Below are 23,866 nucleotides of genomic sequence, written 5' to 3'. Positions count from 1 at the left end.
CCCCCTCCACCTCATGTCCCCACATGCTGGGCCGGATCGCCCGGATCAGGCAAGCCGACCCGCATACGACCTTTGGCCAATTTAGATTGTGAGCGGTTCCTCCGATACTGCCCTCGGGTTGTCCCGTACCATGAGGAAAGGTGCGCAGCCTCATACCGACGATTGGGAGGAAACCGATGAACAGGTTTATCAAAGCCGCCGTCATCTGCCTGCTGGCAGGCACCGCGGCACATGCAGAAGTGACAGAAGAGATGCTCGCCAACGATCAGGCGTCCACGGGCGACGTGCTGACCAACGGCATGGGGCGTCACCTCCAGCGCTATTCGCCGCTGGACACCCTCAACAAGGACAACGTGAAGAACCTCGTGCCCGCCTGGGCCTTCTCCCTGGGCGGTGAAAAGCAGCGCGGCCAGGAAACCCAGCCGCTCGTGCATGACGGCAAGATGTATATCACCGGGTCCTACAGCCGGATGTATGCCATCGACGTCAAGACCGGCCAGGAGATCTGGCAGTACGACGCGCGTCTGCCCGAAGGCATCCTGCCCTGCTGCGACGTGGTCAACCGCGGCGCCGCGATCTATGGCGACATGGTCATCTTCGGCACGCTCGATGCGCGCATCGTGGCGCTGAACAAGGACACCGGCGATGTGGTCTGGCGCAAGAAAATCGCCGACTATAAGGCGGGTTACAGCTATACCGCCGCCCCGCTGATCGTGAACGGGCTGGTGATCACCGGCAACTCGGGCGGTGAGTTTGGCATCGTCGGCGAAGTGCAGGCGCGGGACGCGATGACGGGTGAGACGGTCTGGACCCGCCCCGTGATCGAGGGCCACATGGGCACGCTGAACGGCGAAGAAAGCACCATGACCGGCACGCTCAATGCCACCTGGCCGGGTGACATGTGGAAGACCGGCGGCGGGGCCACCTGGCTCGGCGGCTCCTATGACATCGAGACCGATACGCTGGTCTTCGGCACCGGCAACCCGGCCCCCTGGAACAGCCATCTGCGCGGCGCGGGCGCGCCCTCCGGCGATGGCATGGGTGACAACCTCTACGCCGCCAGCCGCATCGGAATCGACCCGGCCACGGGTGAAATCAAGTGGCACTACCAGACCACGCCGCGCGAAGGCTGGGACTATGACGGCGTGAACGAGGTCGTGGCCTACACCGACCGCGCGGGCGAGAAACGCTGGGCCACCGCCGACCGCAACGGCTTCTTCTACGTGCTGAACCGGGAAGACGGCGAATTCGTCAGTGCCGTGCCCTTCGTCAAGGACATCAGCTGGGCGAGCGGCATCGACGAAACCGGACGCCCGATCTTTATCGAAGACAACCGCCCCGGCGACCCGGCAGCCTCAGCCGATGGCAAGAAGGGCGAGGTTGTCTTCTCCTCCCCCGGCTTCCTCGGCGGCAAGAACTGGATGCCGATGGCGTTTTCGCAGCGCACAGGCAACTTCTATGTGCCTTCGAACGAATGGGGCATGGACATCTGGAACGAGCCGATCACCTACAAGAAGGGTGCCGCCTATCTGGGCTCGGGCTTCACCATCAAGCCCAACTACGAAGACCACATCGGCTCCCTGAAGGCGATCGACCCGGACACCGGCGAGCTTAAGTGGGAGTTCAAGAACGACGCCCCGCTCTGGGGTGGCGTGATGGCGACCGCGGGCGGGCTGGTCTTCACTGGCACACCGGAGGGCAAGTTCATCGCCTTTGACGACGAGACCGGCGAAGAACTATGGTCCTTCCAGACCGGCTCCGGCATCGTCGGCCAGCCGATCACCTGGGAGCAGGACGGCGAGCAGTACGTGACCGTGATCTCCGGCTGGGGTGGCGCTGTTCCGCTCTGGGGGGGCGAAGTGGCCAAGAAGGTCAACTACCTCAACCAGGGCGGCATGCTCTGGACCTTCCGCCTGCCCGAACAGCTGGCCAGCGCGAACTGATGCGCGGATGACCGCGACTGACCATAGGGCGTCCCGCGCGGGGCGCCCTTTTTACATGAGACTTTTGGATAGTTTCCGGACGCGAAGAAGGTGTTAGGGTACCAGTATGACGACGGATATTCTCAAGACATCGCGCGACTGGGCGCAGACCACGCCGCAAGGCTGGATTCTGGTGGTGGACGATCACCCGCTCTTTTGCGATGCGCTCGAACTGACGCTGCGCAGCGTCATGCCGGGGATCAACGTGAAAACCGCCGACACGATGGAACGCGCACTCGCGCTTCTGGCCGAAGAACCGCAGCCGCGCCTCGTGGCGCTCGACCTGAACCTGCCGGATGTGGCGGGCGTCGATGGGGTGATCGAGATCAGCCGCGCCGCGGGTGCCGCCCCCGTTCTGGTGGTCTCCTCCATGGATGACGCGCGCATGGTCTCCTCGGTGCTGGCCGCCGGGGCGTCGGGCTTTGTGCCCAAACACAGCCCGCGCGCCAAGCTGGAGGAGGCGATCAACGCCATCGCCGACGGCCAGACTTACAAGCCCGACAGCTTCAACGATCCCGAAGACGATGCCGTCAGCGATGCGGTCTCCCGGCTCTCTGATCTCACCGCGCAGCAGTCCCGTATCCTGCAGCTGATCTGCGAGGGCAAGCTGAACAAGCAGATCGCCTTCGACCTCTCGATTGCCGAAACCACCGTCAAGGCGCATGTGACCGCGATCATGCGCAAGCTCGGCGTGCACAGCCGCACGCAGGCCGTGCTTGTCTCGCAAAAGGCGCAGTTCAACTCCATCTTGCCTGAGAGCTAGGGTTGCGCCTATCCTTGCGGGGGGAGGCAAGACCCAATGAAAATGGAAGGTGCGCAGAGCATTGCCGCGTCCGACGCGGTTGCGAAACGACTTTTGACGATCGTCCACATCGCGGCGGATGAAACCAATCCCGCCCGACACCTGAAGGATCGGCTGGCCCATGAAGCTTGGGCGCAGCTCTTCGTGTTCAGCCCCAACCGGCACGATCTGCAACGGATTTGCTCCACCGCGGTCGAGATTTTCCCCGAGACCGGCGTGACCGGCTGCACCACGGCGGGACAGATCGGCGGGCAGGGCTATACCGAGGACGACACCTCCGTGGTGATCGCCCTGCCCGCGCGGCACTTCGCCACCGAAACCGTGCGGATCGACAACCTCGAAGCGCTGGAGGCCCAGAGCCTCATCGACCAGCTGGTGCAGGCCCGCACCGCGCTCGCCGATCAGCACGGTGACAAGCCCAACGGCTTCAGCTTCCTGCTGGTCGATGGGTTGTCGCTGCGCGAGGATGTGCTGGCCGCGACCATCGCGCCTGCCATGGGCGCCTGGCCGGTCTTCGGCGGCTCCTCCGGGGATGGCACGCGGTTCGAGGAAACCTGGCTCGCCGATGGCGAGCACCTCCGCTCCGGCGCGGCCCTGGTGACCTTCGTGCGCACCGACTGCGAGACCCGCGTCTTCAGCCTCAACCATCTGGAGCCGACAGGGCGCCGCATGATCGTCACCAAGGCCGACCCCGAGCGCCGCATCGTCAAGGAGATCAACGCCGAACCCGCGGCCCGCGAATATGCCCGCATCGTGAACAAGGACCCCGACCAGCTTGACGAGTTCACCTTCTCCGCCCACCCGGTGGTGGTGCGTCTGGGCGACACCCACCACGTCCGCGCGATCCAGCGCGTGAACGAAGCGGGCGAGCTGGTGTTCTTCGCCGCCATCGACGAGGGCATGGTGCTGAACGTGGCCGAGCCGCAGGAAATCGCCAGCCACCTCGATCAGGAGCTCTCCAAGATCAAGGCGGGGCGCGAGGATGTGGACATCTTCGCCTGCGATTGCGTGCTGCGCCGGATCGAGGCGGAACAGACCCAGGCCACCCGCGACCTCTCCGAGATCATGGCGCGCAACCGGGTGGTGGGCTTTTCCACCTACGGCGAGCAGATCGGGCCCCTGCATGTGAACCACACCATGACCGGTGTGATGCTGGTCAACCCCGACCGCTGAGCCATGGATCTCGTCAACCCCGCCGACAGCCTCGAACGGCAGAACGAAAAGCTGATGCAGATCGCCGAGGCGCTGATGCGCAAGGTCGAGCAAAGCCCCGACCAGACCGGCCTCGCCTATGCGCAGTTCGAACGCGCCGCGATGCTGGAGGAGCAGGTGCGCCAGCGCACGGTCGATCTGGAGCGCACGCTGGATCTCTTGCATGAATCGAACGCCCGCTTTGCCCTGGCGCGGCAGGAGGCGGAGGATGCCCGCGCCAACCTCGCCGATGCCATCGAGACCATCGACGAAGGCTTCGCGCTCTTCGATCAGGGCGACCGGCTGGTGCTCTATAACAGCCGCTTCTGCGAAGCGCTCAGCGATGTGCGCGGCCAGCTCAGCACCGGGCTTGCCTTCGACGACTACGTCACATTGGTCAGCAACAGCAGCGAACACGACTGGAGCGCCGAGGAAAGCCCCGAACGCTGGCGCCACACGCGCCGCAAGCTGCACCGCAAGGATCACGTGGTCTTCAACATCCGGCTCACCGGCAACCGCTGGATCCAGGTGAGCGAACACCGCACCGACACCCGCGGCACCGTGATCCTGCAGACCGATGTGACCGAGATCATGCGGCTCGAGCGGCAGGAACGCGACAAGCTGGTGCACAAGCAGGCACTGATGCTGCGCGCCACGCTCGATCATATCAAACAGGGCATCTGCATCTTCGACCAAGACCGCCGTCTGGTTGGCTGGAACCGGCGCATGGAGGACCTGCTGCGCCGCCGCATCGGCCCCACCTTTCGCGGCGGCAACTTCGATGAACTGCTCGACCGGCTGGAGGATCTCTTCACCTACACCGGCGCGATGCAGAAAGCGGATCTGCGCGACTGGGCACGCAAGAGCGCAGGCCGCGACGCGCTCAGCTTCGAGGTGCTGCGCGATGACGATGCCATCTTCGACGTCTTCATGCAGGAAATGCCCGACCGCGGCTTCGTGATCAGTTTCAACGACATCACGCAGGAACGCCAGACCTCCAGCGCCCTGCGCGAGCTCAACGAGACCTTAGAGAAACGCGTCTCCGACCGGACCATCGAGCTCGGAAAGGCGCTGGAGGACGCCAAGCGCGCCAATGCCTCCAAGACCCGCTTTGTGGCCGCCGCCTCCCATGACCTGCTGCAACCGATGTCGGCCGCAAAGCTCTACACCTCGGTGCTGGAAGACCGCGTGCACAGCGGCTCCGACCGAGAGCTGGTGCGCAAGACCACCTCGGCGCTGGAAAGCGCGGAATCGATCATCACGGCGCTGCTCGACATCTCGAAACTCGACCTCGGGCTCGCCACCTACGATCTGACGACGGTGGATCTGAACCGGGTCTTCACCACGCTCTACAACGAGTTCGCGCCGCTGGCGACCGCGCGCGGGCTCGACCTGCGCTTCGTGACCACCTCGCTCAAGGTGCAGAGCGACCAATCCTACCTCTACCGCATTCTGCAGAACATCATCAGCAACGCCATCCGCTACACCACCGGACGCAAGATCCTTGTGGGTGTGCGCCAGAAAGGCGGCCTCATCCGGGTCGAGGTCTGCGACCAGGGCCCGGGCATCTCGGCCAGCGACCAGAAGGTGATCTTCCAGGAATTCCAGCAGCTCAAAAAGGAGCGGGGCGATCAGGTCGGCCTGGGCCTCGGCCTCGCCATCGTGGACCGCGCCTGCAAGATGCTCGACCACGAGCTCGACCTGTGGTCCGAGCTTGGGCGCGGCAGCTGTTTTTCGGTCGGGCTCAAGCCCGCGCGCCGCGCCACGCGGGGGCCGGACCGCGCCCCTCCCGCCCGGGCCGAGCGCTCCACGCAAGGCCTGCTGATCGGGCTGGTGGAGAACGACGCGGCTCTGCGCAACTCGATCTCCATGACCATCGAAGCGCTTGGCTCGGACGTGTTGCAATGCTCCAGCGCAGAGGAGGCCCTCAGCCTCTACGAGGAGCTGGGCGTGGTGCCGGATGGCTTCCTGCTGGATTACCAGCTGGGCGACGGGATCAGCGGTACGGAGCTGGTGCCGCGGCTGCGCGACCGCTACGGGACGCTGCCGACGACGATCATCTCCGCCAACCGCTCGCAGGAGCTGATCGACACCTGCGCCACGCTGCAGGTCGATCTGGCGCATAAGCCGCTGTCGCGCGCGGTGCTGGCCGAGTTTCTGACGACGGTCCCGCGCACAGCCTGACCGCCGGCCATCGTGGCCCCCTGCGGATGCCGCACACCCCTTCGCCTGCCGCTCCACGGCAAAACACGATCCTGTCTGCTTCGAAGAAAAAGCAGGCGCCCTAGAGCGTGATCTCCATCCCGTCGTGGGCGATCTCCCAGCCACGGGCCAGAACCTCCGCCCGCTCGGCACTGTCCGGTTGCAGGATCGGGTTGGTGTTGTTGATGTGAATGAAGATCTTGCGCGCGGTCACATCCTGAAAACGCGCCAGACTGCCCTCCGGCCCGTTCAGCGGCAGATGCCCCATGCGCGCCCCGGTCTTCTGCCCGGTGCCCGTCCGCTGCATGTCGTCGTTGTTCCAGACCGTGCCGTCGAAGAGCAGCAGATCCGCCCCCTCCAGCCGCTCCAGCAGCCAGTCGGGCACCTTGGCGCAGCCGGGAATATAGACCGCCCGCGCCGATCCCGTCTCAAGGATCAACCCCACCGTCTGCTCGCCCACCTCTTCGAGGTTCAACCGGTCGCCTTCGAGAAACAGCGCCACCTTGCCCGGCACGGAAAAGGCCGTGACTGTCAGGCCCGGCGCGGCTTCAAACGGGGCCTCCAGCTCGATCCGCCGCCGCGCGACCAGCTCCGCGTCCAGCACGTTGAACACCGAGTTGCTCTCCAGGATCTCGAGCCCGGCCGCGGTGGCATAGGTGGTGAAAGGGGTCTTCTCGCGCAAGGTCAACAGCCCTGCGATGTGGTCGATATCGCCATTGGTCAGGACCACCGACGCAATCGGCGTCCCGCGCAGCGCGCCCGGGCGCATCGCCGGGATCTGCTGCAGCTGCGACCGGATATCGGGCGAGGCGTTCAGCACCGCCCAATCCGTGCCATTGGCGGATACGGCAACGGACGACTGCGTCATCGGCGCAATCGTTCCTGCCCGCGCATCCGCACAATTCCGGCACCCGCAATTCCATTGGGGCAGCCCCCCACCGGCGGCCGCCCCAAGAACAATCAAATTCATAAAACGGCTGAGCCGTTAGATGACGTCGCGCTCGCCGCCACGCTCATCCTCTTCACCGGGGCCGTACATGTTGATTTCCATGCCGCATTCGATCTCGCGGACAACGGGTTTGCTCCAAGCCATAGTGATCTCCTCCTCTGTCACTCTCACGTGACCTTAGACGCAGTTCGCAAGACCGCCTATCATACTTTAGGTGTAAGGCCCGGCACCGGCTCCGGGCGCGGTACCGGAGAGAGGCGCGGGTGCCGGTGTCGGATATGCCGCGCCTCGCGCGTCCTTGCATCAGCACCAACCAGGGAGAGGATCCATGATGTACGCAATCAACATCTACGGCGAGGCCGGGGTGTTCGAACAACTGCCGCAGGACCGGCAGGCCGAGGTCCTGGCCGGTCACACGGCGCTGCAGACGCGGTTGGCTGAGCGGGGGGCCTTTGTCAGCGTCAAGCTCATGCCGCCGTCCACCGCCGTGACCCTGACGCCCGCGCCCGCCTCCGATCAGCCCCCGCTGGTGGTCGACGGCCCCTTTGCCGAGACCAAGGAAAGCTTTCTGGGTTTCTACGCCGCCGCGTTCCGCGATCTCGACGAGGCGCTGGAGCACGCCCGGATGATCTCATCGCCGATCGCCCGGCTCGAGGTGCGCCCCATCGCCTGGGCCGGCGGGGCGATCTCCACGGACGGATGAGCGCCACCTGCGACTGGCTGGCGGCGCGCTTTGCCCAGCAGCGCCCGCGCGCGATGGCCGCCCTCACCCGCTATTTCCGGTCCGTCGATCTGGCCGAGGAGGCCTTCGCCGAGGCCTGCGTGAAGGCGCTGGCCCACTGGCCGCAGACCGGCACACCCCGCGACCCTCTCGCCTGGCTGCTGACCGCCGCGCGGCGCAGCGGGCTGGACATGCTGCGCAAACACCAGCGCCAGTCGCGCCTCCTGTCCGAAAACCAGGTGATTCTGGAGGCAGAGGCGGCGCCCCTGCCCGACCCCGACGCGCTGCGTGACGACGTGCTGCGGCTGCTCTTCATCTGCTGCCACCCCGCACTGGCCCGGCGCGACCAGATCGCGCTGGCCCTCCGGGTGGTGGCCGGGCTCGCCGTGCCCGAGATCGCGCGTGGTTTTCTGGTCAAACCCAAGACGATGGAGCGGCGCATCACCCGCGCCAAGAGCCGCATCGCCGCGCACCCGGTGCCCTTCGAGACCCCCAGCCCGCAAGACCGCGCGCGACGACTGCGGGAGGTCTCGCTGATGATCTACCTGATGTTCACCGAAGGCTGGTCCGCCTCCGAGACCGAAACCCAGATGCGCCCGCTGCTCTGCCAGGAGGCGATCCGGCTGGCGCGCCTGCTGGCCGAGCTCTTCCCGGGCATGGGTGAGCAGGCAGCGCTGCTGTCACTCCTGCTCTTTCAGCACGCCCGGCGCGGCGCCCGGGTCGATGCGCAGGGCCGCCCGGTGGCCTTCGACGATCAGGACCGCCACCTGTGGTCCCGGGCCGAGATGGAGGAGGCCCGCGCCTTCTTTCACAAGGCCCGCCGGATCGGCCATCAGGGCCCCTATCTCATTCAGGCCGCCATCGCCGCCGAGCACGCCCGCGCGGCCTCGCCGGAGACCACCGACTGGCCACTCATCGAGGCGCATTACGCCGCTCTCTACGCGCTGCAGCCCTCGCCCGTGGTGCGGCTCAACCTGATCGCCGTCCAGGCAAAGACCCGCGGTCCGGAGGCCGCCCTGGCCGAGATGCAGGAGCTGGCCCCCGACCTCGATGGCTACCGCTGGTTTCACACCATGCGGGCGGCGTTCCTGGAGCAGACCGGCGCATTGGGCGCGGCCCGCGCCGCCTATGACCGGGCGCGCCAGCTCGGCCCGACCGCGCCCGAGCGCATGCTGCTCGACGAGAAAATCGCAGGCCTGCAGAAAAACAACTGAGCCCTGTCGGATCCCGTGGGCCGCGCGCGTCCTTGGTCTGTCCCCACCCCGCGGGACGCCCCAACACAGGAGCAATGACATGAGCCTTCTCGACATGACAACCCCCGGAAACGCCGGCTGGATCGACCACGCCGGGCCCGACCAATCCGCCGCCAAGGCCTTCTACGCCGAGGTGCTCGGCTGGAGCATCACCGACATGCCGATGCAGGACGGGTCGAGCTATTCCGCCGTCGCCATCGGAGAGACGGCCATCGGCGGTTTCTCACCCGTTCCGGCGGAGCAGGGCGGCTGGACGATCTACTTCACCGTGCCGGACGTGGACGCCAGCGTCACCGAGGCCAGCAGCAGGGGGGCCACTGTCGTCACCCCGCCCGGGGACGTGCCCGGCGTCGGCCGCATGGCCACGCTGACCGATCCGCAGGGCGCGCGCTTTGCGCTCATCACCTATGAGAGCATGATGGCCTGAGACCGCCAGAAAGGAGCACAGGATGGACCACGCCCCAACCTACACCCTGATCTTCATCGCCCTGCTGGCGCTGATGAGCGTACCGATGGCCATCGCCGTGGGGCTGCGCCGGGCCAGGACCGGCATCATGATGCTGGCGGGGGAGGACGACGACCTGCTGCGCCGCATCCGCGCGCATGCCAACTTCACCGAGTATGTGCCACTGGCCCTGCTCGCCCTCGCCGGGGCCGAGATCGCAGGCGCGCCGCCCTGGCTGGTGATCGGCTGCGGCACGCTGCTGCTCGGCGCGCGGCTCATTCACTACATCAGCCTGCGCCGCAACCCCAACGGCCTCGGGCGCCTCATCGGCACCCTGCTGACCACGCTGACCATCTTCACGCTGTCGGGCGCCATCCTGCTTCTTGCGGCGGGGCTGGTCTGATGCCGCAGGACGCGGCCCTGACCGACCGCATGCGCCGCGCTCTGGCCGGCCATGCGGGCATCACCGAAAAACGCATGATGGGCGGCACCATCTTCCTGCTGAATGGCCATATGCTCAGCGGCGCACGGCAGGAGAAAACCGGCACCCGCCGCTTCATGTTTCGCATCGGCAAGGCGCAGGAGGCCGAGGCTCTGCGCAATCCCGCCGTTCGCACGCTGATGCAGGGTGCGCGCAAGATGGGGGGCTATATTCTTGTGGCTCATGACGACTGCCCAGATCCCGCCCTGCAGGACTGGCTCGACCGCGCCCTGCAGCATGTCGCCAGCCTGCCGCCAAAAACCTGAAAGGACTGCCATGCCCGCGTTTGACCATTTCTCTCCGGCGGCCCTCGCCTTTCTCACCGATCTCAAGGCCAACAACCGGCGCGACTGGTTTCAGGACCACAAGGCGGTCTATGAGGCCGAGATCCAACGCCCCGCCCGGGCGTTTGCCGCCGCAATGTGCACCGCGCTCGACGCGCTGACCGGGACGCCGCATGAGGCCAAGATCTACCGGATCCACCGCGACATCCGGTTTTCCAGGGACAAAACGCCCTATAACGCCCACCTGCACCTCTCCTTCGCGCCCCAGCCTGCCACGCCGAACAGACCCATGTGGTTTTTCGGGCTGGGCACCGAGACGCTCTCGCTCGGCTGCGGCGTCTTCCAGTACGACAAACCGGGCCTCGCGGCCTTCCGCACGCAGATGGCGGGGCCCATGGGGGCAGAGCTTCTGGCGCTGATCCAGACGCTTGAGACCAACGGCATGAGAGTAAACCCGCCGGAGCTCAAGCGGGTCCCGTCGGGCATCGACAAGACCCACCCGCACGCCGACGCGCTGCGCCGCAAGGGCCTTGCCGCCTGGCACGATCTGCCCGATCCGCACTCCGTCACCCGGCCCGATCTGATCCCGCGCACGACAGAGGCGCTGACCGGATTTCTGCCGCTCTTTCACCTTCTCGACCGCGTGGCCTAGGCCGCCCCGCACGCCAGGGAGAGGCGCGGGGCAGCAGCGGGCACCGATACCCCTTGGGTCCTTGGACAACAAAGGCACGTCAACAGGATGCCGGCACAGCCCCGCACCGCCGCCGCCGCGCGCGATCCAGCCCACGCCTGCACGCGCCATCTTTTCAACCCCTGCGCGAGTGTTGTAGGAATGAGCCACTCAAGCTCCTAAAAACGCTGGAGCTTTTTTTGGTTTGATTTCTGCGGGGCGATCCATTTCAGTGTCGCGGGGATGTTTGCGTTTTCATGAACTATGTGCCCGGGGGGCCTGGAACATGTCAGAGAAAAACGGCGGTCAGTCGGGCAAGCCGCAGGTCCGCAAGCCCGGCGCGCCCCGCAAGCCAGCGGCATCCACGCTCCCGAATTGGGAAGAGCGGCTCATGGCCGCGCGGGCGAAACGCGAACAGGCGCTTGCCCAGACCGGCGAGGCCGAGGCGGACAGCCCGGCGCCAACCGCGCCGCCCCTGAACTTCCATACACCGCCCAAGCAGGAGGACACCGAGACGGCCGCCGCCGCGGTGCCTTCCGTCGCGCCCAGCCACACCCGATCCGACCTGCTCGCCACGATCACGCAACACCCGAAGCGCGCGCTGCTGATCGCCATGGCCTGCTGTGCCAGCCTCGGGTTCGGCTTCGCCCTCGGAATCGGCACGCTCTTCGGCCTCGGTGCCATGCGCGCAGGCCAACCCGCAGACAGCGTGGCGCAGGAGACCACCGCCCCAACAGAGGCGATCGCCCGCCTCGAGGCCACACCGGCGCCCACCCCCGCCACCGCCCCGCCCGCGGGTGAGGCGGAGGCCCCGGCGCCCGAGGTGACCCCGCCCGCCGCCGAGACCGCTGAAGCCTTGCCCACATCGGAAATCGAACCGCGCCCCCTGCAGGCACCCGCTCTCCCCGCGTCGGATGCGCCGACGGAAACCGCGGCGGTTGACCCGGCGCCCGCAGAGCGCCCAGACACCCCGGACGCGCCCGCGGCCATCCTGGGGGTCGTGGAGATCGCGCCGGAGCCTACCGTCCCGCCCGAGACCGACGCCGGTATCGCCGCTGTCGAGGTCACCCAACGCCCGCCAGCATCACGGGCGGCTGAGGCCCGCAGGGCCATCCGGGCCGAGGCGCCTTTCGTCGCCGCGCAGATCGACCCCGCCCCCGATGCGCCAGCTGCAAGCACGCTGTCACTGGTCGCCTGGCGCCCGATGCAGCCCGCCCCCGGCGTCATCGCCCGCACCGAGGCCGGAGCGCTGATCCCGACGCCACCCGACGGTCTGCCCGGCGTCAAATGGAGCTTGGCCGACAAGCTCGGGGCTGCGGGCGCCGACCTCGACATCGTCGATCTGCGCGTCTATGCCCCGGACGCCGTCCCGCGCGGGCGGCTCGCAACCAACCTCGAGCGCCTCGAAGACACCGGGCTCGCCGTTACAAATCTTCAGCGCGTGGGCTTCGCGGTCTCGACCGCTCACATTCGCTATTACAACTCCGAAGACCGCGCCGCCGCCCAAGCGCTGGCCGAGGCGCTGGAAATCGAAGCGCGCGATTTCACCGGGGCGCAAAACGGCCCCGTCGGTCTGATCGAAGTGTGGTTTGCGGGCTCCGCGAGGAGCACCGGCCAGGACGAACTGGAGACACGGCGCGGCGGCACCTATCTCTTCGAACGCCTCCGCGACAGGCTGCGCAGCAACTGAGCCGTCTCGCTGACGCGCCGCACGAGGCGACCTGCCTGCAGATATTCTTGATATGGTTGTATATCGCGCTTAGGCTGCGAAGGCTCGATTGCCGGGTTTCGAGGAGCGTCATGAGCGATCTGTCGGGCAGCACATACCAGACCGCGAGGGAGGACCACCATGAGACATGCACTGCAACCCCGACTGATCCCGCTGATTATGAGCGCCGCGCTCTGTGCCGGCCCGGCGCTGGCGCAGAACACCACCAGCCTCACCCACACGCTGGTGCTCGACGGGCTCGACAGCCCGTGGGACATGGCGTTTCTCGACGACGGCACCATGTTCTTCACCGAGAAATGCAAGGGCCTGTCCGTGCGCCTGCCGTCCGGTGACGTGACCGCGCTGCTCGGCATGAGCGGCAGCGACGGCTACGCCAGCACTGCCGATGATCTCTTCTGCGAGGGGCAGGCCGGCATGATGGGCGTCGCGGTCGATCCCGATTTCGCCGACACCCGGCGGATCTATGTCTATTCCACATCGAACATGTCGGATCCGCACACCAACCGGCTGATGCGGCTCGTGGTCAGCGATGATTTCTCCAGCGTCTCCGACCGCACCGATATCGTCGATGACGTGCCCTACAAGATGGCGGCCTCCGATCATCCCTTCGGCGGCCCCGGTGCGCACAACGGCGGGCGCGTCCGCTTCAATCCGGCCGACGGCTATCTCTATCTGACCACCGGCGACAACCACAACGAGGAGGTGCCGCAGAGCCCGACCCTGATGGGCAGCAAGGTGCTGCGCATCGACACCGATGGTGCTGCGTCCCCGGAGAATACGCCACCGGACGGGTTCGACCCGCGCACCTACACCAACGGCCACCGCAACGTGCAGGGCATTGCCTTTCACCCGGACACCGGCGCCGCGATCACCGCCGAGCATGGGCCCTGGCACTCCGATGAGATCACCGTGCTGGTCAACGGCGGCAACGCCGGGTGGGATCCGCGCCCCAATATGGCCGGGCGCGGCGACTGCCCGGATGACTACTGCGGCTACAGCCCCAACCAGATGGACGGCATGAACCGCTATGAACGTGCAGCCTTCATGCCGATGACCGATTTCGCCACCTACCCCGATGCCATGCCGCCCATTTGGGACAACAACGGCTGGTCGCAGGGCACCTCCTCGGCGGCCTTCCTCGACGATGCGGCCTGGGGCGACTGGGAGGGCCACCTGGTCGTGGGCATCATGGGCATCGGCTTCGGCGGCACACCCATCGGCCAGCGCCTCGACGTTTTCGAGCTCAGCAACGACGGCACCTCCGTGGTCGATGTGGTCGAGATGACCCTGCCCGAGGAGATGGAGGCCGGGCGCTTCCGCGCCGTTGTCCTCGGCCCCGATGGCAGCCTTTACACCGCCGTCGATGAGGGCATGATCCACAAACTCACGCCCTGAGCGTCTCCACCGCCGCGCCCCCACCGGGTGGCGCGGCCCCAGACCGGGAGAGGAGCCCCGACAGCCCATGCGCGCGCCATCCCCAGCCCACGGGCTGTCATGACGGAGACCGTCCCCGGGCCCGATGGCCAGCCGCGCTGCCGCTGGCCAGCACGGCGCCGGAATTCCTCGACTATCACGACCGGGAATGGGGCTTTCCCGTCGCCGATGACACGCGGCTCTTCGAGAAGATCTGCCTGGAATCCTTCCAGTCGGGGCTGAGCTGGCGCACGATCCTCAACAAGCGGCCCGCGTTCCGCACCGCATTCGACGGCTTCGAGTTTCACAAGATGGCGCGCTATGGGCCGGAAGAGGTCGACCGCCTGCTCGGCGACACGGGCATCGTTCGCCATCGCGGCAAGATCGACGCGGTGATCAACAACGCCGCGCGTGCGGTCGAGATGGTCGAGGCCGAGGGCAGCCTCGCCGCCTTCGTCTGGCGTTTCGAGCCGCCACCCGGGGAGCTCAGCACCCCGCAGACCCAGTCCACCAGCCCCGCCTCGGTCCGCCTCTCCAAGGAGCTGAAGCGCCGCGGCTGGCGCTTTGTCGGCCCGACGACCATGTTTGCCTTCATGCAGGCCATGGGGCTGATCAACGATCACGCCGAAGGATGCGCTCTGCGACCCGCCGCCGACGAGGCGCGCCGCCGGTTTGTCCGTCCGGGCCACCAGCGCATCGGGGTCTGAACTCGGTTCTGACCCATAAGGCTGCGCCCCCGGCGTCTCGCCGGGCAGCGCCCGATCCCCCTCGACGGGGGTGAGGGCGCTTCCTCCGCCGGGCCTGGGTGCGCCCCGCCAAACAATACAGCACGGTCCAAGTGTTCCGCCCGCCTCACAGGCCAGCATATCGCGCCGTCGCCAGCCGCGCGCGACCCCATGCCGTAGTTCCGGCACACCGGAGCGTCACCACCCCTGGTGGGATGTCCTCAATCCGCAGATCTCAGGCAGGAACCAAAGCCCAGGGCCTAATAGGAATACTCCGCATAGATCCGGCTCAGATCACCGCCCCACGCCCCGTGATACTGCTCCAAAAGCTCATCGGCAGGCACCTTGCCGCTCTCCACGCTCTCCATCAGCGCATTGAGGAAATGGGTCTCGTCCGGCACCATGCCCCCCGCGCCCGCCCTGGCCCGCGCCTTCAGCCCCGCTTCGCTGATCGCCACCGCCTCGCGCGCGATGTCATGCAGCCTGATGCCATGCACCTCGGCCTGCAGCCCGTCGACCGAGGCCGCAACCCGCATCAGATCGCGCGTGCCCATGTCCCAGTCTTTCACCAGATCCCAGGCCGCATCGAGCGCGGTCTGATCGTACATCAGCCCGACCCAGAACGCGGGCAACGCACACAGCCTGCGCCAAGGTCCTCCATCGGCGCCGCGCATCTCGATGAACCGCTTTGCCCGCGCTTCCGGGAAAATGGTGGTCAGATGATCCGCCCAGTCGCTCAGCGTCGGGATTTCACCGGGCAGCGCCGGCAGTTTGCCCTCCAGAAAATCGCGGAACGACATCCCCAGCGCATCCACATACTGTCCGTCGCGATAGACAAAATACATCGGCACATCGAGCGCATATTCGACCCAGCGTTCGAACCCAAAGCCCTCTTCGAACACAAAGGGCAACATCCCCGTCCGCGACGCATCCAGATTGCGCCAGGCCACGCTGCGCCAGGACTTATGCCCGTTCGGGCGCCCCTCGAAGAACGGGGAGTTGGCAAAAAGCGCTGTGGCCACCGGCTGCAGCGCCAGCGACACGCGCATCTTCTGCACCATATCCGCTTCCGAGCCGAAATCCAGGTTCACCTGCACCGTGCAGGTGCGCCGCATCATCACGCGCCCCATGGTGCCGACGCGGCCCATATAGTCGTTCATCAGCTTGTAGCGGCCCTTGGGCATCAGATCCATGTCGTCATGGCTCCAGACCGGCGCCGCGCCCAGCCCGATGAACCCCGCACCGATGCGGTCCGCCACATCCTGCACTTCGCGCAGATGGGTGTTCACCTCGTCACAGGTCTCGTGGATCGTCTCCAGCGGCGCGCCGCTGAGCTCCAGCTGCCCGCCGGGCTCCAGCGAGATATTCGCGCCGTCCTTCTCCAGCCCAATGAGCTTGCCGCCCTCTTCCACCGGCGCCCATCCGTGCGCGTCGCGCAGCCCTTCCAGCATCACCCGGATCGACCGCTCGCCCTCATAGGGCAGCGGCTTCAGCGTGTCCTTGCAATAGCCGAACTTCTCGTGCTCCGTGCCGATCCGCCACTGCTCCTTGGGCTTGCAGCCATCCGCCAGATATTGCGCCAACTGGTCATGGGACGTGATCGGCCCGCCGCCGGATTGAGGGATGGACATATGGGGAGGCTCCGTTCGGTCGTGGCGTGGTCTGGAAGGTCAGGGATGAGCCGAAATGTCCGAGGTGTCAATGCAGACGAAGGGGGGCGGCAGCACTGCCCGCGCGTTGCCAGATCACGATGGCGTGGGTGTCGGGCCCTTGCAGCGCATGCAGCATCCGCTCCGTCCTGAGGCCCGCGAGCGTCGCAAAGGCGTCGAACAGAGCGTCGGCGCCTTCCGCATTCACCGGGATCAGCAGCTCCGGCTGCCCCGGTTGCGTCAGACGCCAATGCGCGGGGTAAAGCGTCTTGTCCAGCGTCAGCTCCGTCATCTCGCGCAGCGCCACGGACCCGCCCGTCAGCGGCCCGAAATAGGTGATCTGGCCTTCGTCGACGCTGACCGCGCCCGGCCCCTGCCCCGCGCTGCGAAACCGCGCGCGCTGCACGCCCACCCAACACAGGGCCGCCCCGGCCAGCAGCAGCGCCATCGCAGGCAGCACCAGCAGACGCCCGGGCCCGATCAACCACCAGAGCCCCAGCAGCATCATCGCGCCACCTGCCAGCACCTCGCGCCAGCGCATGAGCTGCGCCTTCGCCTCTGGCCGCAGGAAGGTCATACCTCCGCCCCCACGACCATGGGTGTTTTCAGCAACGCAATCTGATAGCTGCCGATCCTGCGGAACCCGATGGCTTCATAGGCCCGGGCCGCAACAGCGGTCGCGGCAAAGAGGATCGCCGCGCCAATAGCCTGCGCGCGCACCTCCGCCAGATGCAGCGCCACGATGCGCCCGCCGTAGCCGCGCCCGCGATGCTCCGGCGGCACGTAAACGCCCCCCACCTGCACCATATCCGCCGTGCGTGCATTTAGCGCCGACATCGCGCAAACCGCGCCGCCGATCTCCATGACCCGGCTGTCGGCCTTCTCGATGAACTGCTGCGCCGCAATCCTCCCGTCGACCCCATCCAGCGTGCCCATCCCGGTCTCGTGGTGATAGGCCTCGAACCACGGCGCAAGCCCCCCCGCCTCCTCTGGCCTCGGACGGCGCAACGATACGTCCCGCGTCCCGACATCCGGCAAATCCGCCAGCGACAGCGCATAAAGCGGCTCCAGATCTTTCATCCGGAACGCCGCATCGCCAAACCCCAGCGCCTCCGCAAAGGCATCGACCTGCGCGGGCACACCCGTGATCCCCACCAGCCGCCGCCCCTGCAGCGCACGCGCGCAATCCGCCCAGAACTCCGGCCCCGCGCCCGGCGCCTGACACATCAGAAACCCACCGTTCGTACAGCCCGCCACTGCAGCGATCCGCCCGGCCACCTCGCCCAGATAATAGGTGGTCGCATGGGCATGATCCGAGGCCCCGATCCCATGCGCCGCCAGATTGCCGCGCAGAAACATCGAGGTCGCCGCATGGGGCTGCAGAAACGCCTCCAGCGCCGCGGCGTCCTGGGGTCCCGCCACCCGGATCACACCCAATCTCCCAAGGCAACCTGCCACAGCGTCAGCGCCGCCACCGCCGCCGTCTCCGCCCGCAGGATGCGCGGGCCCAATGAGACGCCATGCGCCTGCGCCATCCGCTGCAACCGGGCGCGCTCTCCGTCCGCAAAGCCGCCCTCCGGCCCGATCAGAATGGCCCAAGGGCCGTCAACAGCAGGTAAGGTGGGCTTTGAGGCCACCTGTGCTTCGTCGCAAAACAGGATCTGACGGTCGCCCTCCCAGGCGTCCAGCACCCGGTCCAGCCGCTGCATCTCGGCCACCTCCGGCACGACGGTCGCACCGCATTGCTCGGCGGCCTCCATCGCATGGGTCTGCAGCCGGTCGCGCTGAATGCGCCCCGAGTTCGTGAATTGCGTCTGCACCGGTACGATCCGGGCCGCGCCCATCTCCACCGCCTTCTCGACGATGAAATCCGTGCGCGCCTTCTTGATCGGCGCGAACATCAGCCACAGGTCCGGCGGCATCTGCAGCGGCCGGGTCCGGCTTAGCACGCTCAGCACCCCGCCGCGCTTGCCCGCCTCCGCCACCTCGGCCAGCCACTCGCCGCTCTGCCCGTCAAACAGCAGCACCTGCGCCCCCACACCCAGCCGCATCACTCCGAAAAGGTAATGCGCCTGCGCCCGCGACACCGGAACCGATTGCCCCGCGCCCAAGGCATGTTCTACATAAAGCCTGATCTTTGCCGTCACCGTCCGCTCCATGGAGAAAGACATATGCAAAACCCGCAGCCTGCACCAGACAGCTCCGTCGCCGATGCTGTCACAGGCAACTGGGTCGACCGCTACGCACCTATGCCCATGCGCCCCTACCTGCGGCTCAGCCGGGCGGACCGGCCCATCGGCACCTGGCTGCTGCTGCTGCCCTGCTGGTGGGGGCTGGCGTTGGCGATGCTGCACGATCAGCGCGCCTCATGGCACGATCTCTGGATCGCGGTGGGCTGCGCGGCGGGCGCCTGGCTGATGCGCGGCGCGGGCTGCACCTGGAACGACATCACCGACCGGGATTTCGACGGCGCGGTCGAGCGCACCCGCTCCCGTCCCATCCCCGCCGGTCAGGTCACCGTGCGCGGCGCCGTGATCTGGATGTGCGCCCAGTCGCTGCTCGCCTTCTGCATCCTGCTGACCTTCGACGTGGCCGCCATCGCGCTTGGCGTGCTCGCCTTGCTGCCCGTCGCCATCTACCCCTTTGCAAAGAGGTTCACCTGGTGGCCGCAGGTCTTCCTCGGCCTCGCCTTCAACTGGGGCGCGCTGCTGGCCTGGGCCGCACATTCCGGCACGCTGCACGCGCCCGCCGTGCTGCTCTACCTGGCAGGCATCGCCTGGACCCTCTTCTACGACACGATCTACGCCCACCAGGACACCGAAGACGACGCGCTCATCGGGATCAAATCCACCGCCCGGCTTTTCGGCGACAAGACCAGCGCCTGGCTGCGCCGCTTCCTCATGGCGACCGTCGGGCTCATGGGGCTCGCGGTGATCGGCGCCGCGCTGCCGCAGGCCTCGGTGCTCGCCATGGTGCTGGCGCTTGCGGGCCCCTGGGCCATGGGCTGGCACATGGCCTGGCAGTTGCGCGGCCTCGACATCGACGATAACGCGAAACTGCTTCGCCTCTTTCGCGCTAACCGGGATACCGGCGCGATCCCGCTGCTCTTTTTTGGCGCGGCCCTGCTGGCGTGATTGAACCCCCCCGCGCGGGGGGGTATCACCAAAGCCAGACGAAACTGATCACCGGGTTCCATGCCGCGCGCCACCACCCTATCCGTTGCCGCCTTCGTGACCGCCGCCGCGGCGGCCCTCGTGGCGGCCAACTCATCGGTGCAGCTGGTCGAGGACAACTCCGAAATCGGGGTCCGCGACGCGCTCGACGCCAACGCGCTGACCTGGGCCGAGGTCGAGGCCGACGGGCTGCGCGTGCTGCTCGCCGGCACCGCGCCCAACGAGGCGCTGCGCTTCCGCGCGCTCAGCGTCGCAGGCTCCGTGGTCGATGCGGCGCGGATCATCGACGAGATGGAGGTGCAGGCCGCCCAGGCGATCACCGCGCCGCGCTTCTCGGCGGAGGTGCTGCGCAACACCTCCGGCGTGTCGATCATCGGGCTGATCCCCGAAAGCACCGACCGCGACGAGATGGTCGCGGGCTTCAGCGCTATGAGCGACCTGCCCGTCACCGACCTGCTGGAGACCGCCGACTACCCCGCCCCCGGCGGCTGGGAGGATGCGCTGGCCTTCGCCATCACCGCGATTGACGATCTGCCCCGCGCGAAGGTCTCCGTCGCCGCCGGGCGCGTGGAGGTCACCGCCATCACCGAAAGCGCCGAGGCCAAAGCGGCGCTGGAGCAGGACCTGACGCGGGCAGCGCCCCCCGCGCTGCAGCTCACGCTCAACATCACCGCGCCGCGCCCGGTGATCACGCCCTTCACCCTGCGCTTCGTGATCGACGACGCGGGCGCCCGCTTCGACGCCTGCTCCGCTGACACCGAGACCTCCGAAGCCCGCATCCTCGATGCCGCCTACGCCGCCGGTCTGGACGGCACGGCGCGCTGCACCATCGGCATGGGCGTGCCGTCACCCAACTGGGGTCAGGCGGTGGAAACCGCGATTGCGGCTCTCGCCGACCTCGGCGCCGGCAGCGTGACCTTCTCCAACGCCGATGTGACCCTCGTGGCCGCCGAGGGCACCGACCAGCGCCTTTTCGACCGCGTCACGGGCGAGCTGGAAACAGCGCTGCCGGAGGTTTTCGCCCTGACCCCGGTGCTGCCCGAAACTCCCGATCCCGCCACCGGCCCTGCCGAGTTCGTGGCCACGCTCAGCCCCGAAGGCCAGGTCCAGCTGCGCGGGCGCCTCGCCGATGAGAAGATGCGCGAGGTCACCGACAGCTTCGCCCGCGCCAAGTTCGGCTCGGACAAAGTCTACACCGCCGCGCGCGTGGTCGATGACCTGCCGGCCGACTGGTCCACCCGCGTGCTGACCGGCCTGCAGGCGCTGGCCTACCTGCACAACGGATCCGTCACGGTGACCCCGGACGCGCTGACCCTCAGCGGCCAGTCGGGCAACCGGAATGCCCGCGCCTCGGTGGCACAGTTCATGGCCAGCAAGCTCGGCCAGGACAGCCCCTACAAGATCGACGTGGTCTATATCGAAGCGCTGGACCCGATCGCCGCGCTGCCGACCCCGCAGGAATGCGAGGCGGATCTGGGCCAGATCGTCTCCGCCTCCAAGATCACCTTCGAGCCCGGCAGTGCCACCATCGACGAAAGCGCGCTCAGCACCATGGACATGATCGCCGAGGTGCTGCAGGCCTGCGGCGATCTCCGGCTGGAGGTGCAGGGCCACACCGACAGCCAGGGCCGCGAGGAGATGAACCTCGCCCTCAGCCAGGCGCGCGCAGAATCAGTGCTGAACGAGCTACGCGCGCGCCGCGTGCTCACCGGCTCCTTCATCGCCAAAGGCTACGGCGAGACCCGGCCCATCGCCGAAAACGACACCGAAGCCGGCCGCGAGGCCAACCGGCGGATCGAATTCAGGCTGATTGCCTCGACGCAACCTCAACCGGAAGGCGAAACAACACTGGAAAGCGCCGCAGAATCCGGCGATACAGAACGTGGTGACGGTGTTGATGGTGCGGAAGGATCCGGGGATGAGTAGGACAGAGTTTGTCATTGCCACAGCAATTATTCTGTTTGTGGCGTTCTGTTTGGGGTGGTTTGCAAATTGGCTGGTGCATCGCTTCAGCCGCGTGGCCGCGGATGACGTCGCCCAGCTCGACCGGATGAGCCAAGAGCTGCACGAGGCCGAGGAGACCCGCGATCAGGCCATCACCTACCTGCAGCAGCGCGAGGCGGAACTGACCAACCAGCTGGCCCAGACCGAGGCCGAGCTGCGCGCCGCCATGGACGGTCTGCGCGATGCCCGGCACGAAGCGGAAGAGCTCCGCGCGCGGGTCAATCGCGAGGCCATCGGCTAGGGCTGACGCCCCGTCGTCAGGTCACCGTCAGATGTGCACAGCGCGCGGTATGCGCCACATGCTGGGATGTGCTGCCCAGAACCAGCCCGGACAGGTTGCCAAGCCCCCGCCGCCCGGTGACGATCAGATCCGATCCGATGTCCCGCGCATAGTCCAGCATGGCCTGCGCCGGCTCGCCATCGCCCACATGCACGATGGGGTTCTTGACCCCGGCGTTGGCCGCAATCGCCTTGGCCTGGGCCACGATCTTCTGCGCGGCTTCCGCAACCTGCTCCGCCGTGGGCATCGTCGTCGCCACGTGATAGCCCGCGACCGCACCCAGGGCAAAGGTCACCGTCTCGGCCCTGGGTGTATGCGAGATATGCACCTCCGCATCGTACTTGCCCGCCAGATCGCAGGCCATCCGCAGCGCGTTCTCCGACGGGTCCGATCCGTCAAATCCTACCGTGATTTTCTCGAACATCGCTCGTGTCTCCTCTCGTTTTTCAGGTTCGAAAGGAGACTAACGGGTGTGATCACACCCCGCCTTGATGCACGTCAAACCGCTCACCAGCGGCTCAGCGCGTCCTCGTCCTCGTCCCGAGCGGCCACCCAATCGGTGCCCTGGTCCGTCACTTCGCGCTTCCAGAAGGGCGCGCGCGACTTCAGGTAATCCATCAGGAACTCGGCCGCCTCAAAGGCATCCTTGCGGTGCCGCGCCGCCGTGGCGACCATCATGATCATCTCGCCCGGCGTCAGGCTGCCATGGCGGTGGATCACCAGCACATCCCCCAGGGACCAGCGCCGCTGCGCCTCCCCGGCGATCTCGGTCAGCGCCCGCTCGGTCATACCGGGGTAATGCTCGATCTCCATCACCTGGAGCGTGCCCGCATCGCTGTCGCGCACCACGCCGGTGAAGGTCACCACCGCACCCATGGTCTGATGCCCCGCGGCAAACCGCGCCGTCTCCGCGCCCAGATCGAAGGGCGCCTCCTGCACCGATACGCGCATCAGCCGCCCGTCATCGGTGGGAAGAAGGCCACTTCGCGCGCGCCCTTGAGCGGCGCATCGAAATCGCTCAACTCCTGATCTATGGCCACGCGCAGCGCCGAGCGGTCCGCAAAGGCCGCGGCATAGCGCTCCTCCCGCGCCACCAGCTCATCCACCAGATCCGAGACCGTCTCGGCCGAACTCTCCACCTCCTCGCGCGGCAATCCGATCCGCTCGCGCACCCAGGCAAAATACAACACATTCATGCGCTCTCATCCTTCAAGTAAGGCGTGGCCTTGCGGAAATAGTCGTAGCCCGACACCAGCGTCATCGCCGCCGCAATCCACAGCATCCACAGGCCCACGCGCCCCGACCACACCATCGCATGGTAATAGAAGCGCAAGCCATTCACATCCTCGACCTCACCGCCCATCACCTGCGCGATGAGTTCGGGGTCCATGCCATAGCTGTTCATCACCAGATGATGCTCGAAAATCCCGCGCGAGAACAGCACCGCAATCGCCACCATCTGTGCCGTGGTCTTCCACTTCGCCAGCGGTGTCACCTTCAGCGTGCCCGCCGTGTCCCCCAGAAACTCCCGCAACCCCGAGACAAAGACCTCCCGAAAGAGGATCACGGTCGCCGGCAGCACCAGCCAAGGCGTCCAATAGACATCCGAGAACCCGACAATGACCATCAGCGCAATGACCACCATCGCCTTGTCGGCGATCGGGTCGAGCATCGCACCCAGCTTCGTCTCCTGCTTCCAGGCCCGCGCCAGATAGCCGTCGAACCAGTCGGTGATCGCCGCCGAGACAAACAGGATCAGCGCAAACCAATCCGCATAAGGCCGCGTGAAATAGAGAAACATCACCGCCACCATGGGCGCGGCCACCAGCCTGACAATGGTCAGAATATTCGGCAGGGTCAGCGTCATGGCCTTACCCTACAACGCGGCCAAACCGGGCGAAAGCGACAACCGA

General features: G+C 66.9%; 25 protein-coding genes and 1 pseudogene. 16 read left to right on the top strand and 10 right to left on the bottom strand.

The genetic code is table 11. The annotated features are described in order from the left end of the window. Positions 1 to 176: 176 nt before the first annotated feature. From Q1A71_RS12010 to Q1A71_RS11995, 4 genes are all read left to right on the top strand, one after another. Positions 177 to 1,943 carry a PQQ-dependent methanol/ethanol family dehydrogenase gene (locus Q1A71_RS12010; RefSeq protein ID WP_299676053.1) on the top strand — a complete coding sequence of 589 codons (1,767 nt, stop codon included), beginning with the start codon at positions 177 to 179 and terminating at the stop codon, positions 1,941 to 1,943. 106 nt (positions 1,944 to 2,049) lie between these two features. Then, the gene (locus Q1A71_RS12005) at positions 2,050 to 2,745 is read left to right on the top strand and encodes a response regulator transcription factor (RefSeq protein WP_299676050.1); all 696 of its coding nucleotides are present in this window, start codon (positions 2,050 to 2,052) and stop codon (positions 2,743 to 2,745) included. 36 nt (positions 2,746 to 2,781) lie between these two features. Next, positions 2,782 to 3,957, top strand: coding sequence for an FIST N-terminal domain-containing protein (locus tag Q1A71_RS12000; RefSeq protein WP_299676047.1), 1,176 nt, complete (start codon positions 2,782 to 2,784; stop codon positions 3,955 to 3,957). Between the two features lie 3 nt (positions 3,958 to 3,960). After that, positions 3,961 to 6,159 carry a PAS-domain containing protein gene (locus Q1A71_RS11995; RefSeq protein WP_299676044.1) on the top strand — a complete coding sequence of 733 codons (2,199 nt, stop codon included), beginning with the start codon at positions 3,961 to 3,963 and terminating at the stop codon, positions 6,157 to 6,159. Positions 6,160 to 6,259: 100 nt separating this feature from the next. Here the strand turns inward: Q1A71_RS11995 and pqqB are convergent, their stop codons facing one another. Together pqqB and pqqA are read right to left on the bottom strand one after the other, a co-directional pair. Beyond that, complete coding sequence (pqqB, locus tag Q1A71_RS11990; protein WP_299676039.1) at positions 6,260 to 7,147, bottom strand: pyrroloquinoline quinone biosynthesis protein PqqB; 888 nt, start codon at positions 7,145 to 7,147, stop codon at positions 6,260 to 6,262. 15 nt (positions 7,148 to 7,162) lie between these two features. Next, positions 7,163 to 7,270: a pyrroloquinoline quinone precursor peptide PqqA gene (gene pqqA / locus Q1A71_RS11985; RefSeq protein WP_299676036.1), complete on the bottom strand. Its 108-nt coding sequence runs from the start codon at positions 7,268 to 7,270 to the stop codon at positions 7,163 to 7,165. A gap of 184 nt (positions 7,271 to 7,454) precedes the next feature. On the opposite strand from pqqA, the gene Q1A71_RS11980 reads away from it, so the two are divergent. From Q1A71_RS11980 to Q1A71_RS11940, 9 genes and pseudogenes are all read left to right on the top strand, one after another. After that, entirely contained in the window at positions 7,455 to 7,829 is a 375-nt protein-coding gene (locus Q1A71_RS11980; protein WP_299676033.1) for a YciI family protein, read from the top strand. Next, complete coding sequence (locus tag Q1A71_RS11975) at positions 7,826 to 9,061, top strand: DUF6596 domain-containing protein (protein WP_299676030.1); 1,236 nt, start codon at positions 7,826 to 7,828, stop codon at positions 9,059 to 9,061. Before Q1A71_RS11980 ends, Q1A71_RS11975 begins: the two co-directional genes overlap by 4 nt. A 79-nt stretch (positions 9,062 to 9,140) precedes the next feature. After that, complete coding sequence (locus Q1A71_RS11970) at positions 9,141 to 9,527, top strand: VOC family protein (RefSeq protein ID WP_299676027.1); 387 nt, start codon at positions 9,141 to 9,143, stop codon at positions 9,525 to 9,527. 22 nt (positions 9,528 to 9,549) lie between these two features. Then, positions 9,550 to 9,948, top strand: coding sequence for an MAPEG family protein (locus Q1A71_RS11965; protein ID WP_299676024.1), 399 nt, complete (start codon positions 9,550 to 9,552; stop codon positions 9,946 to 9,948). Beyond that, positions 9,948 to 10,292, top strand: a complete 345-nt coding sequence (locus tag Q1A71_RS11960) for a TfoX/Sxy family protein (RefSeq protein ID WP_299676021.1) — start codon at positions 9,948 to 9,950, stop codon at positions 10,290 to 10,292. The genes Q1A71_RS11965 and Q1A71_RS11960 overlap by 1 nt, the downstream gene beginning before the upstream one ends. Positions 10,293 to 10,302: 10 nt before the next feature. Then, positions 10,303 to 10,962, top strand: a complete 660-nt coding sequence (locus Q1A71_RS11955; protein ID WP_299676018.1) for a DUF2461 domain-containing protein — start codon at positions 10,303 to 10,305, stop codon at positions 10,960 to 10,962. A 304-nt stretch (positions 10,963 to 11,266) separates the two neighbouring features. Further along, positions 11,267 to 12,670, top strand: coding sequence for a hypothetical protein (locus tag Q1A71_RS11950; protein ID WP_299676015.1), 1,404 nt, complete (start codon positions 11,267 to 11,269; stop codon positions 12,668 to 12,670). 159 nt (positions 12,671 to 12,829) lie between these two features. After that, positions 12,830 to 14,104: a PQQ-dependent sugar dehydrogenase gene (locus Q1A71_RS11945; RefSeq protein ID WP_299676012.1), complete on the top strand. Its 1,275-nt coding sequence runs from the start codon at positions 12,830 to 12,832 to the stop codon at positions 14,102 to 14,104. Between the two features lie 99 nt (positions 14,105 to 14,203). Further along, a pseudogene (locus tag Q1A71_RS11940) lies at positions 14,204 to 14,829 on the top strand (DNA-3-methyladenine glycosylase I). Between the two features lie 278 nt (positions 14,830 to 15,107). Here the strand turns inward: Q1A71_RS11940 and Q1A71_RS11935 are convergent. From Q1A71_RS11935 to Q1A71_RS11920, 4 genes are all read right to left on the bottom strand, one after another. Further along, positions 15,108 to 16,478 carry a glutamate--cysteine ligase gene (locus Q1A71_RS11935; protein WP_299676009.1) on the bottom strand — a complete coding sequence of 457 codons (1,371 nt, stop codon included), beginning with the start codon at positions 16,476 to 16,478 and terminating at the stop codon, positions 15,108 to 15,110. A gap of 67 nt (positions 16,479 to 16,545) precedes the next feature. After that, the gene (locus Q1A71_RS11930; protein ID WP_299676006.1) at positions 16,546 to 17,073 is read right to left on the bottom strand and encodes a hypothetical protein; all 528 of its coding nucleotides are present in this window, start codon (positions 17,071 to 17,073) and stop codon (positions 16,546 to 16,548) included. Further along, complete coding sequence (locus Q1A71_RS11925; RefSeq protein WP_299676003.1) at positions 17,070 to 17,927, bottom strand: GNAT family N-acetyltransferase; 858 nt, start codon at positions 17,925 to 17,927, stop codon at positions 17,070 to 17,072. The genes Q1A71_RS11930 and Q1A71_RS11925 overlap by 4 nt, the downstream gene beginning before the upstream one ends. After that, the gene (locus tag Q1A71_RS11920; protein WP_299676000.1) at positions 17,924 to 18,643 is read right to left on the bottom strand and encodes a 16S rRNA (uracil(1498)-N(3))-methyltransferase; all 720 of its coding nucleotides are present in this window, start codon (positions 18,641 to 18,643) and stop codon (positions 17,924 to 17,926) included. The genes Q1A71_RS11925 and Q1A71_RS11920 overlap by 4 nt, the downstream gene beginning before the upstream one ends. A 24-nt stretch (positions 18,644 to 18,667) precedes the next feature. Between Q1A71_RS11920 and ubiA the strand changes: the two genes are divergently transcribed. From ubiA to Q1A71_RS11905, 3 genes are read left to right on the top strand one after another with little or no spacing between them, the layout of a single operon-like run. Next, positions 18,668 to 19,630, top strand: coding sequence for a 4-hydroxybenzoate octaprenyltransferase (ubiA, locus tag Q1A71_RS11915; protein WP_299675997.1), 963 nt, complete (start codon positions 18,668 to 18,670; stop codon positions 19,628 to 19,630). Between the two features lie 60 nt (positions 19,631 to 19,690). Next, the gene (locus tag Q1A71_RS11910) at positions 19,691 to 21,595 is read left to right on the top strand and encodes an OmpA family protein (RefSeq protein WP_299675994.1); all 1,905 of its coding nucleotides are present in this window, start codon (positions 19,691 to 19,693) and stop codon (positions 21,593 to 21,595) included. Next, entirely contained in the window at positions 21,588 to 21,914 is a 327-nt protein-coding gene (locus Q1A71_RS11905) for a hypothetical protein (RefSeq protein ID WP_299675991.1), read from the top strand. Before Q1A71_RS11910 ends, Q1A71_RS11905 begins: the two co-directional genes overlap by 8 nt. Before the next feature lie 16 nt (positions 21,915 to 21,930). On the opposite strand, the gene Q1A71_RS11900 is transcribed toward Q1A71_RS11905, so the two are convergent. From Q1A71_RS11900 to pgsA, 4 genes are all read right to left on the bottom strand, one after another. Then, positions 21,931 to 22,377, bottom strand: a complete 447-nt coding sequence (locus Q1A71_RS11900) for a universal stress protein (RefSeq protein ID WP_299675988.1) — start codon at positions 22,375 to 22,377, stop codon at positions 21,931 to 21,933. Positions 22,378 to 22,460: 83 nt separating this feature from the next. Next, a complete protein-coding gene (locus Q1A71_RS11895) occupies positions 22,461 to 22,904 on the bottom strand; it encodes a molybdenum cofactor biosynthesis protein MoaE (RefSeq protein ID WP_299675985.1) in 444 nt (147 codons plus the stop codon). Further along, positions 22,904 to 23,149, bottom strand: coding sequence for a molybdopterin converting factor subunit 1 (gene moaD, locus Q1A71_RS11890; protein ID WP_299675982.1), 246 nt, complete (start codon positions 23,147 to 23,149; stop codon positions 22,904 to 22,906). Before moaD ends, Q1A71_RS11895 begins: the two co-directional genes overlap by 1 nt. After that, positions 23,146 to 23,820, bottom strand: coding sequence for a CDP-diacylglycerol--glycerol-3-phosphate 3-phosphatidyltransferase (pgsA, locus tag Q1A71_RS11885; protein WP_299675980.1), 675 nt, complete (start codon positions 23,818 to 23,820; stop codon positions 23,146 to 23,148). The genes moaD and pgsA overlap by 4 nt, the downstream gene beginning before the upstream one ends. Between the last annotated feature and the right edge of the window lie 46 nt (positions 23,821 to 23,866).

This window comes from uncultured Roseobacter sp. (assembly GCF_947493125.1).
In the GTDB taxonomy this organism is placed as follows: domain Bacteria; phylum Pseudomonadota; class Alphaproteobacteria; order Rhodobacterales; family Rhodobacteraceae; genus Roseobacter.
This window is presented reverse-complemented; position numbering and strand designations above follow the sequence as displayed.

What these genes read in the sequence shown, in the direction of transcription:
- Q1A71_RS11935 (WP_299676009.1), bottom strand. Translation starts at nt 16,478, where the DNA reads ATGTCCATCCCTCAATCCGGCGGCGGGCCGATCACGTCCCATGACCAG.
- pqqA (WP_299676036.1), bottom strand. Translation starts at nt 7,270, where the DNA reads ATGGCTTGGAGCAAACCCGTTGTCCGCGAGATCGAATGCGGCATGGAA.
- Q1A71_RS11900 (WP_299675988.1), bottom strand. Translation starts at nt 22,377, where the DNA reads ATGTTCGAGAAAATCACGGTAGGATTTGACGGATCGGACCCGTCGGAG.
- Q1A71_RS12010 (WP_299676053.1), top strand. Translation starts at nt 177, where the DNA reads ATGAACAGGTTTATCAAAGCCGCCGTCATCTGCCTGCTGGCAGGCACC.
- pqqB (WP_299676039.1), bottom strand. Translation starts at nt 7,147, where the DNA reads ATGAATTTGATTGTTCTTGGGGCGGCCGCCGGTGGGGGGCTGCCCCAA.
- Q1A71_RS11895 (WP_299675985.1), bottom strand. Translation starts at nt 22,904, where the DNA reads ATGCGCGTATCGGTGCAGGAGGCGCCCTTCGATCTGGGCGCGGAGACG.
- Q1A71_RS11970 (WP_299676027.1), top strand. Translation starts at nt 9,141, where the DNA reads ATGAGCCTTCTCGACATGACAACCCCCGGAAACGCCGGCTGGATCGAC.
- Q1A71_RS11975 (WP_299676030.1), top strand. Translation starts at nt 7,826, where the DNA reads ATGAGCGCCACCTGCGACTGGCTGGCGGCGCGCTTTGCCCAGCAGCGC.
- Q1A71_RS11955 (WP_299676018.1), top strand. Translation starts at nt 10,303, where the DNA reads ATGCCCGCGTTTGACCATTTCTCTCCGGCGGCCCTCGCCTTTCTCACC.
- moaD (WP_299675982.1), bottom strand. Translation starts at nt 23,149, where the DNA reads ATGAATGTGTTGTATTTTGCCTGGGTGCGCGAGCGGATCGGATTGCCG.
- Q1A71_RS11960 (WP_299676021.1), top strand. Translation starts at nt 9,948, where the DNA reads ATGCCGCAGGACGCGGCCCTGACCGACCGCATGCGCCGCGCTCTGGCC.
- Q1A71_RS11980 (WP_299676033.1), top strand. Translation starts at nt 7,455, where the DNA reads ATGATGTACGCAATCAACATCTACGGCGAGGCCGGGGTGTTCGAACAA.
- Q1A71_RS11910 (WP_299675994.1), top strand. Translation starts at nt 19,691, where the DNA reads ATGCCGCGCGCCACCACCCTATCCGTTGCCGCCTTCGTGACCGCCGCC.
- Q1A71_RS12000 (WP_299676047.1), top strand. Translation starts at nt 2,782, where the DNA reads ATGAAAATGGAAGGTGCGCAGAGCATTGCCGCGTCCGACGCGGTTGCG.
- Q1A71_RS11905 (WP_299675991.1), top strand. Translation starts at nt 21,588, where the DNA reads ATGAGTAGGACAGAGTTTGTCATTGCCACAGCAATTATTCTGTTTGTG.
- Q1A71_RS11965 (WP_299676024.1), top strand. Translation starts at nt 9,550, where the DNA reads ATGGACCACGCCCCAACCTACACCCTGATCTTCATCGCCCTGCTGGCG.
- Q1A71_RS12005 (WP_299676050.1), top strand. Translation starts at nt 2,050, where the DNA reads ATGACGACGGATATTCTCAAGACATCGCGCGACTGGGCGCAGACCACG.
- ubiA (WP_299675997.1), top strand. Translation starts at nt 18,668, where the DNA reads ATGCAAAACCCGCAGCCTGCACCAGACAGCTCCGTCGCCGATGCTGTC.
- Q1A71_RS11995 (WP_299676044.1), top strand. Translation starts at nt 3,961, where the DNA reads ATGGATCTCGTCAACCCCGCCGACAGCCTCGAACGGCAGAACGAAAAG.
- Q1A71_RS11930 (WP_299676006.1), bottom strand. Translation starts at nt 17,073, where the DNA reads ATGACCTTCCTGCGGCCAGAGGCGAAGGCGCAGCTCATGCGCTGGCGC.
- pgsA (WP_299675980.1), bottom strand. Translation starts at nt 23,820, where the DNA reads ATGACGCTGACCCTGCCGAATATTCTGACCATTGTCAGGCTGGTGGCC.
- Q1A71_RS11950 (WP_299676015.1), top strand. Translation starts at nt 11,267, where the DNA reads ATGTCAGAGAAAAACGGCGGTCAGTCGGGCAAGCCGCAGGTCCGCAAG.
- Q1A71_RS11945 (WP_299676012.1), top strand. Translation starts at nt 12,830, where the DNA reads ATGAGACATGCACTGCAACCCCGACTGATCCCGCTGATTATGAGCGCC.